This window comes from Streptomyces smyrnaeus (assembly GCF_017676345.1).
Classification (GTDB): domain Bacteria; phylum Actinomycetota; class Actinomycetes; order Streptomycetales; family Streptomycetaceae; genus Streptomyces; species Streptomyces smyrnaeus.
In genome coordinates this window covers 122,489-137,289 of record NZ_JAFFZM010000017.1, presented here as the reverse complement: position 1 = coordinate 137,289, position 14,801 = coordinate 122,489, and the positions used below count along the sequence as shown (strand labels likewise).

The 14,801-nt window shown below is 73.0% G+C and carries 13 protein-coding genes; all 13 read left to right on the top strand.

From position 1 onward, the window contains the following. Window positions 1–133: 133 nt before the first annotated feature. The 13 genes from JW613_RS25940 to JW613_RS25880 all read left to right on the top strand — a co-directional run bounded on the left by JW613_RS25940 (window position 134) and on the right by JW613_RS25880 (window position 14,797). Window positions 134–1,531 (top strand): extracellular solute-binding protein, encoded by a 1,398-nt coding sequence (locus JW613_RS25940; RefSeq protein WP_209213327.1) that lies wholly within the window; start codon window positions 134–136, stop codon window positions 1,529–1,531. After that, complete coding sequence (locus tag JW613_RS25935; RefSeq protein WP_209213326.1) at window positions 1,506–2,549, top strand: carbohydrate ABC transporter permease; 1,044 nt, start codon at window positions 1,506–1,508, stop codon at window positions 2,547–2,549. The genes JW613_RS25940 and JW613_RS25935 overlap by 26 nt, the downstream gene beginning before the upstream one ends. Beyond that, window positions 2,546–3,382 carry a carbohydrate ABC transporter permease gene (locus tag JW613_RS25930; RefSeq protein WP_209213325.1) on the top strand — a complete coding sequence of 279 codons (837 nt, stop codon included), beginning with the start codon at window positions 2,546–2,548 and terminating at the stop codon, window positions 3,380–3,382. Before JW613_RS25935 ends, JW613_RS25930 begins: the two co-directional genes overlap by 4 nt. Continuing rightward, the gene (locus JW613_RS25925) at window positions 3,382–4,554 is read left to right on the top strand and encodes an ABC transporter ATP-binding protein (RefSeq protein WP_209213324.1); all 1,173 of its coding nucleotides are present in this window, start codon (window positions 3,382–3,384) and stop codon (window positions 4,552–4,554) included. The genes JW613_RS25930 and JW613_RS25925 overlap by 1 nt, the downstream gene beginning before the upstream one ends. Further along, the gene (locus tag JW613_RS25920) at window positions 4,551–5,768 is read left to right on the top strand and encodes a CehA/McbA family metallohydrolase (RefSeq protein ID WP_307866035.1); all 1,218 of its coding nucleotides are present in this window, start codon (window positions 4,551–4,553) and stop codon (window positions 5,766–5,768) included. The genes JW613_RS25925 and JW613_RS25920 overlap by 4 nt, the downstream gene beginning before the upstream one ends. A 115-nt stretch (window positions 5,769–5,883) precedes the next feature. Beyond that, window positions 5,884–8,730, top strand: a complete 2,847-nt coding sequence (locus JW613_RS25915; protein WP_245226281.1) for a glycoside hydrolase family 38 N-terminal domain-containing protein — start codon at window positions 5,884–5,886, stop codon at window positions 8,728–8,730. A gap of 105 nt (window positions 8,731–8,835) precedes the next feature. Beyond that, window positions 8,836–9,135 (top strand): MBL fold metallo-hydrolase, encoded by a 300-nt coding sequence (locus tag JW613_RS25910; protein ID WP_209213323.1) that lies wholly within the window; start codon window positions 8,836–8,838, stop codon window positions 9,133–9,135. Between the two features lie 120 nt (window positions 9,136–9,255). After that, window positions 9,256–10,020, top strand: coding sequence for a VOC family protein (locus JW613_RS25905; protein ID WP_209213322.1), 765 nt, complete (start codon window positions 9,256–9,258; stop codon window positions 10,018–10,020). A gap of 10 nt (window positions 10,021–10,030) precedes the next feature. After that, window positions 10,031–10,426 carry a DUF2795 domain-containing protein gene (locus JW613_RS25900; RefSeq protein ID WP_209213321.1) on the top strand — a complete coding sequence of 132 codons (396 nt, stop codon included), beginning with the start codon at window positions 10,031–10,033 and terminating at the stop codon, window positions 10,424–10,426. Window positions 10,427–10,699: 273 nt separating this feature from the next. Next, window positions 10,700–11,938 carry an alpha/beta hydrolase gene (locus JW613_RS25895; protein WP_209213320.1) on the top strand — a complete coding sequence of 413 codons (1,239 nt, stop codon included), beginning with the start codon at window positions 10,700–10,702 and terminating at the stop codon, window positions 11,936–11,938. A 94-nt stretch (window positions 11,939–12,032) separates the two neighbouring features. Next, window positions 12,033–12,413: a DUF3662 domain-containing protein gene (locus JW613_RS25890; protein WP_209213319.1), complete on the top strand. Its 381-nt coding sequence runs from the start codon at window positions 12,033–12,035 to the stop codon at window positions 12,411–12,413. A 183-nt stretch (window positions 12,414–12,596) separates the two neighbouring features. Then, on the top strand, window positions 12,597–13,763 hold the full coding sequence (locus JW613_RS25885) for a mandelate racemase/muconate lactonizing enzyme family protein (protein WP_099879083.1): 1,167 nt from the start codon (window positions 12,597–12,599) through the stop codon (window positions 13,761–13,763). Continuing rightward, window positions 13,760–14,797 (top strand): zinc-dependent alcohol dehydrogenase, encoded by a 1,038-nt coding sequence (locus JW613_RS25880; RefSeq protein WP_209213318.1) that lies wholly within the window; start codon window positions 13,760–13,762, stop codon window positions 14,795–14,797. Before JW613_RS25885 ends, JW613_RS25880 begins: the two co-directional genes overlap by 4 nt. Window positions 14,798–14,801 lie beyond the last annotated feature (4 nt).

Here is a 14,801-nt window from a genome sequence, read left to right as displayed (position 1 = left end):
CGCCGGGGAGGGGGGTGGGCACGGAGCGCATCGGGTTGTGGCCGTGATGTGAATGTAAGGACAACAGCTCTTTTCGTCCTCCGGGCGCCGTGCCAACCTTCCGGCACGATCTCTGGCGCAAGGAGGGGCCCGGATGGGAGTCATCGCGCGGAGAACCGCGCTGACCGCCGCCGTCCTGGGGGCGGGCTCGGCGGCGCTCGCAGGCTGCGGGAGCCCGCTCGATCCGCGCGGGGGCGGGGGCGGCGAGATAGCGCTCACCGTCGCCACCAACGCCATCTCAGGCGGCAAGAACGCCGACGAGGCGGAGTGGATCGAGCGGTGGGTCATTCCCCGCTTCGTCGCGCGCCAGCGTGAGCAGGGCGTGGACGTCCGGGTGGACTTCCTGCCCAGCGGCGTCGACGACGAGCAGTACAAGACCAAGCTCGCACTGGATCTCAAGGCCCACGCGGGCCCCGACATCATGTCGCTGGACGGGATCTGGGTCGGGGAGTTCGCGCAGGCCGAGTACATCAAGCCGCTGCGCGAGGTCGCCGGGCCGGACGTCGCCGACTGGGCGGGCTGGCGGCAGATCAGCGCCAAGGTACGCGCGCTCGCCCGCTTCGAGGGCAAGCTCTACGGCATCCCGGCGGGCACCGACGCACGCGTTCTCTACTTCCACAAGCCGCTCTTCCGCAGGGCCCAGCTCCCCGTCGACTGGCAGCCGGGCAGCTGGCAGGACATCCTGGACGCCGCCCGCAAGCTCAAGCGCCTCCAGGGCGTCATCCCGCTGCAGATCAACGCGGGCACCGCCATGGGCGAGGCGACCACCATGCAGGGCGTGCTGCCGCTGCTCTTCGGCGCGGGCGGCCGGCTGGCCAAGGGGGACCGCTGGTACGGCGACACCCCAGAGCTCCGCGCCGTGCTCGGCTTCTACCGCGACGTCTACCGAAGCGGCCTGGGGGACCCGAAGCTGCAGCAGGAGGCCAAGGGCCGGGACAAGTCGTTCGAGCGGTTCGCGGAGGGCAGCCTCGGCATCCTCGCCGAGGGGGACTACTTCTGGCGGGACGTGATCTCGCCCGAGACCGGCATCGCCCCCATGAAGCGGCGTGACAACGATGTCGGATATGCGCTCATTCCGGCCCGCGCCCGCCATGAGGCGACCGGCGGCCGGGACCACGTCAGCCTCTCCGGGGGTGCCGTTCATGTGCTCAACCCACACACCCGCCATCCCCGGCAGGCCTTCGAACTGCTCACCGCGCTGCACTCGGCCCCCGCGCTGAAGGCCCGGCTCGGCGACGCGGCGATGATCACCGAGCGGGACGACGTCAACGACGCGGTCCTCGACAAGGACCCCATGCTCCGCTTCTGCGCCGACAAGGCGCTGCCCGTCACCACCTTCCGGCCGCCGCTGGCCGCCTACACCGCCGTCTCCCTCGCACTCCAGGAGGCGACGGCCCGGGTGGTGGCGGGCAAGAGCCCCGAAAGCGCCGCACAGGCCTACCGCAAGGAGTTGGAGGAGGTGCTCGGTGGCAGCGACCACATCATCGGCTGACCCCTCCCCGGCGGGACCCCAGGGACAGGAGACGGCCGAGAAAGGCAAGAGGCGGCAGGCACGCGAGGAACCGGAGCGCGACGCGGCGGGGCTGGGCCGACGAAGAGCCGCCGCCTTCCTCGCCCCCGCACTGCTCCTGGTCGCCCTCTTCCTCGTGCTGCCCGCCGTCTGGACGCTCTACCTGGGTGCCACCGACTACCGGCTGACCGGCATCCCCGCCATCGACCCCGCCTTCGTCGGCTTCGACAACCTCACCAAGGCCCTCGGTGACGACGGCTTCTGGCGCTCCCTGCGCCTCACCCTGGTCTTCGTGCTCGGCTCCGCCGTCATCGGCCAGGCCGGACTCGGCTTCGCGCTCGCCTGGTGGATGCGGGAGCGCACCGGCCGGCTCAGGACCACACTCGAAGTGCTGGTCATGCTCGCGTGGATCCTGCCCAGCTCGGTCGTCGCCTTCTTGTGGATCGCCTTCCTCGACCGGGACGGCGGCACCCTCAACGAGCTGCTCCGTACGCCGGGCGCGGCCTGGCTGCTGGACCACCCGATGCTGTCGATCGTCGTCTACAACATCTGGCGCGGCAGCGCCTTCTCGATGATGCTCTACAGCGCGGCCCTGGGAAATGTGCCCGCCTCCCATCTGGAGACCGCGCGGCTGGCCGGGGCCGGCGGCCTGCAGCAGCTGCGGGACGTGGTCTTCCCGCGTATCCGCGGCCACATCCTGACCAATCTGCTGCTGATCAGCCTGTGGACGTTCAACGACTTCACGCCGTTCCTCATCACCGCGGGCGGACCCGACGGAGCGACCGAGACGCTGCCCGTCCACATCTACAAGACGGCGCTGGGAAGCGGGGAGTTGGGCTACGGCGCCGCCATCTCCTTCCTGATGCTGCTGATCAACCTCGTCGTCGCGGTGATCTACCTACGGCTGCTGGGGCAGAGGAACAAGTCCGGGACGGCGGGGAAGAAGTCCCGCACGGCACGGCGGAAGGCACGCGGCAGCGGTCAGAAGGAGGCGGCGTGAGAACCGGAACCAACCCCGTGCCGGCGCTGCTGCGCGGCATCGGCGCCTACGTCCTGGTCGCGCTCGCCCTGGCGTTCTTCGCGCTGCCCATGCTGTGGCTGGCCGCCGCGCCCTTCGACGCGCACCCGGGCGTCACCGCCTCGCTGCCCGACTTCACCCTCGCCAATTTCAAGCGGCTGTGGAACAACCCCAACGCCGTCGACTCGCTGGCCAGTTCGCTGATCCTGGCGGTGGGCAGCGCGGTGCTCGTCGTCGGCCTCTCCGCGCTCGCCGCCTACGCCCTCAGCCGGGTCCGCATCCGGGGCCGGGACGGGCTGCTGTACGCGCTGCTGCTGCTGTCCTCCATCGTCACCGGCACGGCCGCGATGGTGCCGATCTTCCTGCTGGCGGCCGAACTGAACCTGGTCGACTCCTACCTCGGCGTCATCCTCGTCCTCACCGGCGGGCTCCTGCCGGCGGCCATCTTCATCCTCAAGGACTTCATGGACACCACGCCGCGCTCCTACGAGGAGTCGGCACGCGTCTTCGGCGCCTCCCCGCTGCGGGTCATGTGGGACGTCGTCGTCCCCGTCGTACGGCCCGGCCTGGCCACCGTCGGCGTCTGGACGATCGCCCAGGTGTGGGGCAACTTCCTCATTCCGTTCCTGCTGCTGCGCTCGCCCGACAAGTCGCCCGCGGCAGTGGTCATGTACACCTTCTACACCGAAGGCGGCCAGCCCGACCTGGCGCTCATCTCCACCTTCTCCCTGCTGTACTCCCTGCCGGTCGTGCTGATGTTCCTCTTCGTCAGCCGCCGCTACGGCTTCCGCTTCCACGGAGGGATCAAGGCCTGATGGCAGACATCACCCTCAACCGGCTCGCCAAGGTCTACCCCGGCGGCGTACGGGCCCTGCACGACCTGGACCTGACCGTCCGCGACGGCGAGTTCTTCGCCCTCCTGGGCCCCTCCGGCTGCGGCAAGTCCACCCTGCTGCGCACCATCGCGGGCCTGGAGGCCGCCAGCGGCGGCACCGTCCACATCGGCGACCGCGACGTCACAGCCCTGCAGCCCGGCGAGCGCGACATCGCCATGGTCTTCCAGGACTACGCCCTCTTCCCGCACATGACCGTCGAGGAGAACATCGCCTACCCCCTGAAGGTCAAGAAGGTGGGCAGGGCGGAGCGCGCGGCCAAGGCCCGCCGGACCGCCGAGGAACTCGGCCTCGGCCCGCTGGTCGAGCGCAGGCCGGGCCAACTGTCCGGCGGGCAGCAGCAGCGCGCCGCGCTGGCCCGCGCCATGGCCTGCCGTCCACGGGTCTTCCTGTTCGACGAGCCGCTGTCCAATCTGGACGCGCGGATGCGGCTGGAGGCCCGCACCTTCCTCAAGAAGCTGCAGCGGGAACTGGGCGTCACCACCGTCTTCGTCACCCACGACCAGGCCGAGGCGCTGGCCATGGCCGACCGGCTGGCCGTCATGGAGAGCGGCGAACTGCGGCAGGTCGGCACCCCGACCGAGGTCTTCCGCCGCCCGGCCAGCACCTTCGTCGCCTCGTTCATCGGGTCGACGCCGATGAATCTGGTGGACGGCGAGGTGACGGCACCCGGTGCGGTACGGGTGGCCGGCGGTGAGCTGCCGCTGCCCGACGCCGCCGCGTCCCTGACCGAGGCGGGGGAGAAGGTCGTCTACGGTATCCGCCCCGAGTATCTGAGGTGGTCCGACGTCCCGGCCGAAGGCGCCGTGGCGGGCACCGTCTCCGTCGTCGAGAACCTGGGCAGCGCCCAGTTGGTCACCCTGGAGTGCGACGGCGGGGTGAGCGTACAGGTCGTCGTCTCCGAGGACCACGAGCCGGAGCCCGGCAACCGCGGATGGGCCGTACCGCGCAACGACCGGGCGCTGCTGTACCGGGACGGAGACCTCGTCGCGGAGCACGGCACCACGGACGCCACGGTGAGCGGCCCGGCGGAAGGTCCGGGCAACGGCGTGGGAGACGGTCCGGCAGACGACGCGGAGCCGGTGCCCTCGTGACGGCGCGCGAACACACGCACCGCGGCACCTGGACGATGGAGCACCGCGCCGACGGCATACTGCGTGCGCTCCCCGTGGACGTACCCGCCGGCACGGCCGCGCTCACCCTCACGCTCAGCTACCCGCGGCGCGCCGGTGTGCTGGATCTGGGGCTCCTGGGACCCGAGGGGGAGTTCCGCGGCTGGTCGGGCGGCGCCCGCGACACCGTCACCGTGGCGGAGGAGCGGGCCACCCCCGGCTACCTTCCGGGCCCGCTCGTCCCCGGCACCTGGCAGGTCCTCCTGCGGCTGCACCGCATACCGCCGGAAGGGCTGCCGTACCAGGTACGGGCGCGGTGCGCCACGCAGCCGCCCGCCGCGCCGTCGGCCGCCACCCCGCCACCGCTCGCCCCGGCGGACCGGCGCGCCCGGCGCACGGTGCCCTCCCACGGCGGCGCGCGATGGCTGGCCGGTGACCTGCACGCCCACACCGAGCACAGCGACGGAACCCTCACCGTCGACGAACTGGCCCGCGCCGCGGCAGCCGAGGGCCTGGACTTCCTCGCCGTCACCGACCACAACACCGTCAGCCACCACCCCGCGCTGGCGGCGGCCGGCCGCCGCCAGGGCATCGGCCTGCTGCCCGGCCAGGAGGTCACCACCGATCTCGGCCACGCCAACGTCTTCGGTGACACCGGGTGGATCGACTTCCGCCGCCCGGCCGCGGACTGGCTGACCCGGGCCGAGGCCGCGGGCGGTCTGCTGTCCGTCAACCACCCGCTGGCCGACGACTGCGCCTGGGAACTCCCCTTCGCCGGACGGCGGCCCAGGCACGCCGAGCTGTGGCACCACTCCTGGGCGGACCGGCGGCACGGGGCGCCCCTCGCCTGGGCGCGGGCCTGGCGGGACGACGTCGTCCCGCTGGGCGGCAGCGACTTCCACCGGCCCGAACAGGGTCGCCCCCTCGGCACCCCCACCACCTGGGTGCTGTGCGAGGACGGCGACGTGCTGGGCGGTCTGGCCGCGGGCCGCACCGCCGTCTCGGCCGGACCGGACGCCGCCGTGCTGCTGCGCCACGGAGACGAACTCCTCGCCCTGGACGCCGACGGCACCGTCCTGGTGCGGCCGGACGGCACCCGCACGGTCGTACGGGGCAACGCCGTCAGCCTCCCGGCGGGGCAGGGCCTGCACCGACTCGAGACCCACACCTGCGAGGTGGTCGCCCTGTGCGGCTGACCCCGCAGGCCGGGGCCGCGCGCGGCGCCGGCGAGGGCCCGCACACCGAGCGGCGCGCCGGCGCGGTGTGCGCGGCCCGCCACCAGCACCCCTGTGACGGAGAGGCAGCATCCGGATGAGCGACATGGACGTCACCCAGCCGCACACGGACGAACTCGTCATCGTGCCGCACACCCACTGGGACCGGGAGTGGTATCTGCCCTTCCAGCAGTTCCGTCTGCAGCTCATCGGGCTGCTGGACGAGGTGCTGGAGCGGATGGACGACGATCCGCGCCAACGCTTCACCCTCGACGGGCAGGCCGTCGCGGTGGACGACTATCTGGAGGTGCGCCCCGAGCAGCGTGAGCGGCTGACCGCGCTGGTGAAGGCCGGCCGGCTCGCCGTGGGACCCTGGCAGATCCTGCTGGACGAGTTCCTGTGCTCGGGCGAGAACATCGTCCGCAACCTCGAGACCGGGCTGCGCCGCAGCCAGGAGATGGGCGGTGCGCTGCCCGTCGGCTATCTGCCCGACATGTTCGGGCACTGCGCGCAGCTGCCGCAGATCCTGCGCGGCGCCGGACTCGAACACGCCTGCGTGTGGCGTGGGGTGCCGGCCGCCGTGGACAGCCACGCCTTCGCCTGGACGGCACCCGACGGCACCGCCATCCGCACCGAGTATCTGGCCGCGGGCGGGTACGGCAGCGCCGCCGGACTGTTCGACGACCCCGAGAAGGTCGCCGAACGGGCCCGCGCCGTCGCGGCGAAACTCCGCCCGTGGCGCCCGGACGGCTCCCCGATGCTGGCGATGTACGGCTCGGACCACACCGCGCCCGCCGCCGACCTCGCCGATCTGCTGGAGCGCCACAACAGCCGGCACGCCGCGCGGGGCGGGGTGCGGCTGCGGCTGGCGACCATGGCCGAGTACTTCGCCGCCCAGCCCACCGATGTCGCGGGCCTGCGCACGGTCCACGGTGAACTGCGCAGCCATGCGCGGGCCAACATCCTGCCCGGCGTCTTGTCGGCACGCGCCCCGCTCAAGCAGGCCATGGCCCGCGCCGAACGCGCCGTGGAACGGTACGCGGAGCCGCTGGCCGCGCTCTGGTTCGACGGCTCGGCGCAGCGCTTCCTGGAGCTGGCCTGGCAGCGCCTCATCGAGGTCTCCTGCCACGACTCGGTCACCGGATGCGGCTGCGACGAGACGGCGCAGCAGGTCGCGGCGCGCATCGCCGAGGCCGAGCAACTGGGCCTGGCCGTACGCGACATGGTCGGCGGACAGCTCGCCTCGCACGTTCCGCACGACGCGCATCTGCTGCTCAATCCGACGCCCGCGCCGCGCACCGAGCTGGTGGAGCTGGATGTCGCCGGGGAAGGCCCGGTCCACCTCGTCGCGGCCGACGGCAGCGTCTTCCCGGCGCAGCCCGTCGCCACCGCCCCCCGGCTGCTGGCCGACGACACCGTCCCCGCCCGCCGACTGCCCGTCGTACTGGCCCGCGTCCACGGCAGCGAGCTGTACGGCCAGGAGATCACCGGCTGGCGTGTCGATCCCGCCCGGCGGCTGCTGCACTTCACCGTCGCCCGCAAGAGCGAGCTGCCCTTCGACATCGCCGAGGTCGAGGCCGCGCTGGCCGCGGCCCGGTCCGGGGCCGAGGAGGGCGGCGGGCACGGTGACGGGCACGGCGGCGAAGGGCAGGCCGCCGGGGACACCGAAGGCGACTGGCGGGTGGTCATCGAGGCGGAGCCGCGGCAGCGGGTCGCCGCGCTGGTCTCCGTACCGGCGCTGGGCCGCACCGCCGTGCGCGCCGTGCCCGGCTTCCGGCCCTCGGATGCCCCCGCGACGCCCGGCCCCGCGCACCCGGTCACCGCCGCGGACGGCGTACTGGCCAACGGCCTGCTCACCGTGGAGCTCGCCGAGGACGGCACCTTCGCCGTACGGACCGCGGAGGGGGTGGAACTGGCCGGCGCCGGCCGGGTGGTGGACGGCGGCGACCTGGGCGACACCTACAACTACGCCCCGCCCGCTCATGACGTCCTGGTGGACCGGCCGCAGGAGGTCACCGTCCGCCGGGTCGCCGAGGGGCCGCTGACCGGCGCGTACGAGGTCGAACGGCGCTACGCCTGGCTGGTGGCCGGCGACTTCGCCGGTGACGGCCGCTTGGTCGGCAGCGAGCCGACGACGGTGACCACGCGCGTCGAACTGCGGGCCGGGGAGCGGTTCGTGCGGCTGGCGGTCCGGTTCGACAACCGCAGCGACGACCACCGGGTCCGGCTGCACATCCCGCTGCCCCGCCGGGCCGAAGCCTCCTACGGCGAGGGTCAGTTCGCCGTCGTCGAGCGGGGCCTGACCGCCGAGGGCGGCTTCGGCGAGGAGCCGCTGCCGACGTTTCCCGCCTCCGCCTTCGTCGCGGCCGGTGGCGCCGCCGTGCTGCTGGAGCACGCCACCGAGTACGAACTGGTCGGTGGCGGCACCGAGTTGGCCCTGACGCTGCTGCGGCCCACCGGGCGGATGTCCCGCAACCGGCATGTGTGGCGCGACGAGCCCGCCGGCGGCGAGTTCGCCACTCCGCAGGCCCAGTGCCGGGGGCTGCGCACGGTGACCTTCGGGCTGCTGCCGTATCCGGGTGAGTGGCACCGCAGCGGGGTGCACTCGGCTGCCGAGTCCTTCCGCCATCCGCTCGCCGCTCTGCACGGTACCGCCCCCGCCGCCACCCCGCTGCCCGACGCGGCCGAGGGACTGTCCGTCGCGGGCGAGGGCGTCGTCCTCAGCTCGGTACGGCAGCGGGAAGGGCAGCTGGAGGTACGGGTCGTCGCCCAGTCCCCGCACCCGGCGGCCGTCCGGCTCGCGCTGCCCGGGCTGCGCGCCGCCGTACGGTGCGATCTGCTGGGCCGGCCGGTCGAGCAGGGTGAGCCGTCGGCGGTGTCAGGCGGGGCCGTCACGGTGCCGCTGCGGCCGTGGGAGATCGCCACCTTCCGGCTGCGGCGCTGAGGGCGGGCGCTCACGCGTCGGGGCCCCGGCCGCGTCGGCCGTCGCCCGGGAAAACAGCTGTTCGTCGGGGGTGGCCGGGGCGACCGGTTCGAGATCGGCCCGTTCGTGACCGACACCTGGCTGCTGCCGCACTTCGTGCCCAACGCCGGCCTCCGGTTGAGCACGCCGGAGGCCGTGCTCGCCTACACCGGTGACATGGGGCCGAGCCCCGACATCCCGCGGCTGGCCCGCGACGCCGATCTGCTGCTGTCGGAAGCGACCCACCTCCACCAGGTGCCGACCGCCGACGCGCCGTATCTGCTGACCGCCCGCCTGGCCGGCCGGTACGCCGTCCAGGCCGGCGCCGCCCGGCTGCTGCTCCCCCACCGTGTGGGCCGGTCCGCGAGCGCCCCCGGCGGTGTCTGAGCCGTTCGGACCGGTCCGGCCCGGTGTCCGTCAGGCCGCTGTCCGTTATGCCAGGTACGCGCCGCTATGTACCCTGAGTGGAGCACGCACGATGTCGCCACGCGGCGGGAAGGCGGACACATGGCTTCGGTCGGCGGAGTGCCCTGCTGGGTGAGTCTGATGGCCCCCGATCAACGGGCCGCCGAAGACTTCTACGGACCGGTGCTGAGCTGGACGTTCGTCTCCTCGGACGCGGGCCCCGACGCGCGGATCGCCACGGTGGACGGCCAGCCGGTGGCCGGGATCAACCAGCTGACCGCGGGCGCGGGCCCCGAGGCCGAGCGCTGGACGGTGTACTTCCATGTCGAGGACGCCGACGTGGTCGCGGAGCGGATCTCCGAGCGGGGTGCCACCGTGGCGGTGGGCCCCCTGCGGACGGGTGGCGGCCGTTCCGTCATCGCGGCCGACCGGTGGGGCGCGCCGTTCGGGCTGTGGCAGGGCGACGGGCCCGCCTCCTGGTGGGTCGGCTCGGGTCCCGCCCCCGCCTGGCTCCAGCTGCACACCTCCGACGCCTTCGCCGCCGCGGTCTTCTACGGCGAGATCTTCGACTGGATGGAGGATCCGAGCCATGGGGTCACCTATGAGGAGCAGTACGACGAGATCGTCGTCCGGGTGGACGGCCACCCGGTGGCCGGGTTGCGCGGTGGCGCGCTGGAGTCGCCGCCCGATCCGGGCATCCGGCCGCGATGGGAGCCGTACTTCCGGGTACCCGATCTTGACGCGGCGGTGAGCGCCGTGGAACGGGAGGGCGGCACGGTCGCCACCCCGCCCCGGGAGGGCCCCCTGGGGCGGACGGCGACGCTCCGTGACCCCAAGGGCGCCTCCTTCTGTCTGCTCAGCACGTAAGGAGCACACCATGCAGGAGAACGACAAGAACGGACCGATCCAGGACGACGAGGCCAAGAAGCGGCTGCGCGGCGATCTGCGCTCCAACCGCGAGGAGGCGCGGGAGATGGAGCCCTCGGGCGAGGACCAGCCCGAGCCCTACCGGGACCCGCAGGCCCTGCGCACCGGAGGCACCCCGGACGGGATGACCTCGCGCGACGTCGAGCTGCGCTCCGAGATCGCGCAGTACCTGGGCCGGCATCTGTACCCGACCGGGCGCGAGGAGGTGCTGGACGCGCTGCGCGCCGAGCACGCCCCTGACCGGCTCCTGGAGATGGCCGAGGGGCTCCCCGCCGACCAGCGCTTCACCAACGTGCAGGAGCTGGCACAGGCACTCGGGCTGCACACCGAGTCCCACCGCAGCTGACGGAGGAGGTGGGCGGGGGCTGTGCCTCCGCACCCCTCCGCGCCTCTCCGGGCCGTTCCGGGCTCCTCCGGGCCTGTCCGCGCCCCTCCGAGCCCCAGGGCCGGTGGCACGCAATACCGTGCTGGTTGGAGGGCGGTCGGCCCGCTACCTCGCTGGTGCCGGTCGGCGCCGTGCGGGACCAACCGGCTGCTGGATGCCCCTTGGGCGCACGGAGACCTACGTTCCCCTCGTCAGCGGCACATCTGTCGAGCACTGGCGAACAGGGGAGGGGCCATGCGGCCACCCGAGAAGAGCTCCGCATCCAGATCCGTACCCGGACCAGCCGGACCAGCACCCAGATCCGTACCCGTACCCGGACCCGCACCCGGTTCCGTACGCAGGGCCTCACGCCGGTCCGTACGCGTATGCCTGCTGGCCGGGCTGCTCGCGCTCGCTCCGCTCGCGGCCGGTGCCGCCCCCGCGCAGGCAACCGGTGAGGCGGCGGCCAGGGCGAGCGTGCTGCCCGCGCTCCCGGCTCCCGACTCGCACGGGCTGGCGCTCCGATCCTGGCGCGAGGTGCCCGGCTTCGGCGGGCGGCTGGGTGAGGCGACCTTCCTCACCGACGCGATCTTCCGCCCGGCCGGCCCGGGCGCTCCCTCCATCGACCCGGTGCGCAAGCCGGTGAAGGCCCGCATCCTGCTGCCCGCCGACTACGACCCGCGCCAGCAGTACCCGGTGCTGTATCTGCTGCACGGTGGGGCGGCCGATGTCGAGCAGTGGTCGAAGCCGGACGGCGGCGACATCGTCGAAACCCTGCGGGGGACCGCGTTCAACGGCATCGTCGTCATGCCGGAGGGCGGTAAGGCGGGCTGGTACAGCGACTGGCAGGGGCATACGGACGGCAACTTCGCCCCCCGGTGGGAGACCTTCCACATCCGCCGGCTGCTGCCGTGGGTGGACGCCAACTTCGCGACGCGGACCGACCGTTCGGGGCGGGCGGTGGCCGGTGCCTCGATGGGCGGGCTGGGCGCGCTGAAGTACGCGGCGGCGCATCCGGATCTCTTCTCCGCCGTCGGCGCCTTCTCCGGCGGTACGGACATCCGGCCCGCCGCCGCCCAGCAGACCGTCGGCGACTCCCTGTGGTTCTACGGTGCGGCCTTCTCCTGGACCGGACTGCTCGACGGGAAGTACCGGGTCACCGGCAGCACGTCCTACCGGATGAGCACGGTCTTCGGCCCCTCCTCGGGCTGGGCCGCCTTCAATCCGGTACAGGTCGCCGGGAGCGAGGCGTCGTACACGGCCTACGACGGCCGGCTCGCCCTGTACGCGGGGACGGGCGAGGCCGACATCCACGGCTGGAACGAGGATCTCCACCGTCCGCTCCGCAGTCGCGGGGTCGCCCACCGCTACTGCACCGGGCCCGGCGGGCACGAGATGCGGCTGTGGCGGGAGGAACTGCGCAACTTCGTCGACTACGTCTACGGCTCCCGGGCCCGCTCCTGCCCCAACGGCTGGGCGCCGCCCGCCTCCTGACCGGGCACCGGTGGATGGCCCCCGCACCCGCTCCCGGCAAGCGCCACCCGTTCGGGGGGACATGCTTACCGCGTGGGGCGGGAAGCGGGGAGCGATGAAGTTCTTCCATGACGTCGAAGGCAGGATGGAGCGCTTCTCCGGCTCCCTGTGGCGCCTGTTTGCCCGTGGGCCCGGTGAGCCGGTCGAGGTGCTCGAGGTGCTGCGCCGCGAGTGCGACGCCAAGGCGGTGATCGTGGGCCGGGATCGCACCGTGGTGCCCAACGCCTTCGAGCTGGAACTGCCGGCCGACAGCTATGCGCGGCTGGCGGGCGAGGCCGGCGCGGTCGGTGCGCGGCTCGCGTCCGAGGTGCGACGGCACGCCGCCGAGCGGCACTTCAGCTTCGCGGGGCCGGTGACCGTCCGGCTGCGGCCGCCGGACGACGATCTGGAGCCGCACCGCTACCGGATTCACAGCAGGATCACTCCCCGCCGCTGACGCCGGGCAATAAGGTTCCCCTGACACGGGGCAACAAGGTCGATCAGTGCCCACCAACGACTCGCACAGAAAAGCGCGTCGCGACCATTGACACCCCTCTCGCCCCTCCTTAGTGTCACATCGCTATTTCGAACGCGTGACGAAATATCGAACGTAGCGAACGACTTCACAGGAGCGGCTCTCGTGCGCATCACCGGTATCAGCACCCACGTGGTCGGGACGCCTTGGCGGAACCTCACCTATGTCCAGGTCCACACCGACGAAGGACTCACCGGTGTCGGCGAGACCCGGATGCTGGGCCACACCGACGCGCTGCTCGGCTATCTGCGGGAGGCGGAGGCCAACCACATCACCGGTTCCGACCCGTTCCGTACGGAGGACCTCGTACGGCGGATGAAGTACGGGGACTACGGGCGCGCGGGCGAGATCGTGATGTCCGGCATCGCCTGTGTGGAGATGGCCTGCTGGGACATCAAGGGCAAGGCGCTGGGCGTACCCGTCTGGCAGCTGCTGGGCGGCAACGTCACCGACACCGTCAAGGCGTACGCCAACGGCTGGTACACCACCGAGCGCACCCCCGAGGCCTACCACCAGGCCGCCAAGGACGTCATGGCCCGCGGCTACCGCGCGCTGAAGATCGACCCGTTCGGCACCGGGCACCTGGAGCTCTCCCACGAGGACACCCGCTACGCGGTCTCCCTCATCGAGGCGGTGCGGGACGCCATCGGCCCCGAGGCGGAACTGATGCTGGAGATGCACGGCCGCTTCGCGCCCGCCACCGCCGTGCGGCTCGCCCACGAGATGGCGCCGTTCCGGCCCGCATGGCTGGAGGAGCCGGTGCCGCCGGAGAACCTCAAGGCCCTCGCCAAGGTCGCCGACAAGGTGGACATCCCGGTGGCGACGGGGGAGCGCATCCACGACCGGATCGAGTTCCGGGAGCTGTTCGAGAGCCAGGCGGCCGACATCCTCCAGCCCGACCTCGGCCACCTCGGCGGCATCGCCGAGACCCGCAAGCTCGCGGCCACCGCCGAGACCCACTACATGCTCGTGGCCCCGCACAACGTCGGCGGCCCCGTACTGACCGCCGCCAGCCTCCAGGTGGGCTTCGCGACGCCCAACTTCAAGGTGCTGGAGCACTTCAACGACTTCGCCGACGCCGAGATCAAGAAGGTCGTCAAGGGTGCGCCCCAGGTCGACCCCGAGACCGGCTGCTTCACCCTCTCCGACGCACCGGGCCTGGGCGTCGAGCTGGACACCGACGCGGCGGCCGAGTTCCCGCAGCAGCGCGCCCACTTCGACCTGTGGGCCGAGGGCTGGGAGACCCGCAACCCCGACGGCGGCAACCGGTGAACGCGGCCCCGGACGGCACGGAATCGGCCGGCCCTGCCGTCGTACTGGACGGGCCCGGCGCCGCCCGCCTCGCTCCGCACACCCCGCGCCCGCCCGGCCCCGGAGAGGCACTGGTGCGCATCCACGCGGCCGGGATCTGCGGCAGCGACCGGGAGCTGTACCAGGGCAACCGCCCGGCACCGTACGCCCGTTACCCCGTCACGCCCGGCCACGAGTGGTCGGGCACGGTCGTCGAGGCCGGCGACGGGGTGCCGGAGGCCGTGGTGGGGCGCAAGGTGGTGGGGGAGGGGTTCCGCAACTGCCAGGTGTGCGAACGCTGCCACACCGGTGACACCACGCTGTGCACCGCCGGATACGCCGAGACCGGTTTCACCGAGCCGGGTGCCATGGCCCCCACCCTCACCCTCCCGGCCCGCCTGCTGCACCCGCTGCCCGACGAGGCGGACCTGACGGCCGCCGCGCTGCTGGAGCCCGCGGCCTGTGTCGCGGCAGCCGCGCTCCGGGCCCGGGTACGCCCCGGTGACCGGGTGGCCGTCGTCGGCGACGGAACGCTGGGGATGCTCGCCGTCCAGCTGCTGGCGCTGGGCTCACCCGCCGAGCTGCTGTTGGTCGGCGCCCGCCCGGAGCGCGCGTCGCTCGCCGCCGGGTTCGGCGCCACCGCCTACCGCCACCACCGGGAGACCGAGGGACTCGGCGGCTACGACACCGTCGTCGAGGCGGCGGGCGCGCCCGGAGCCGCCCGGCAGGCCGCCGGACTGCTGCGGCGCGGCGGACGGCTGGTACTGACCGGCATTCCGCCGGCCGGAGCCACCGAGCTCGACCCCGCCGCGCTGGTCTTCGGCCAGCTGCGGGTGGACACCGTCTTCGGGGCCCCGCCCGCCGCCTGGGCACACGCGGTGCGCACCTTCGCCGCCGGGCTGCTGGACCCGCTGCCGCTGGTCACCCACCGGCTGCCGCTGGCCGAGTTCGAGAAGGCCCTCGCGCTCGTCGCGGATGGTGATCCCGCCGTCGGCAAGGTCCTGCTGCACCCCTGAACCC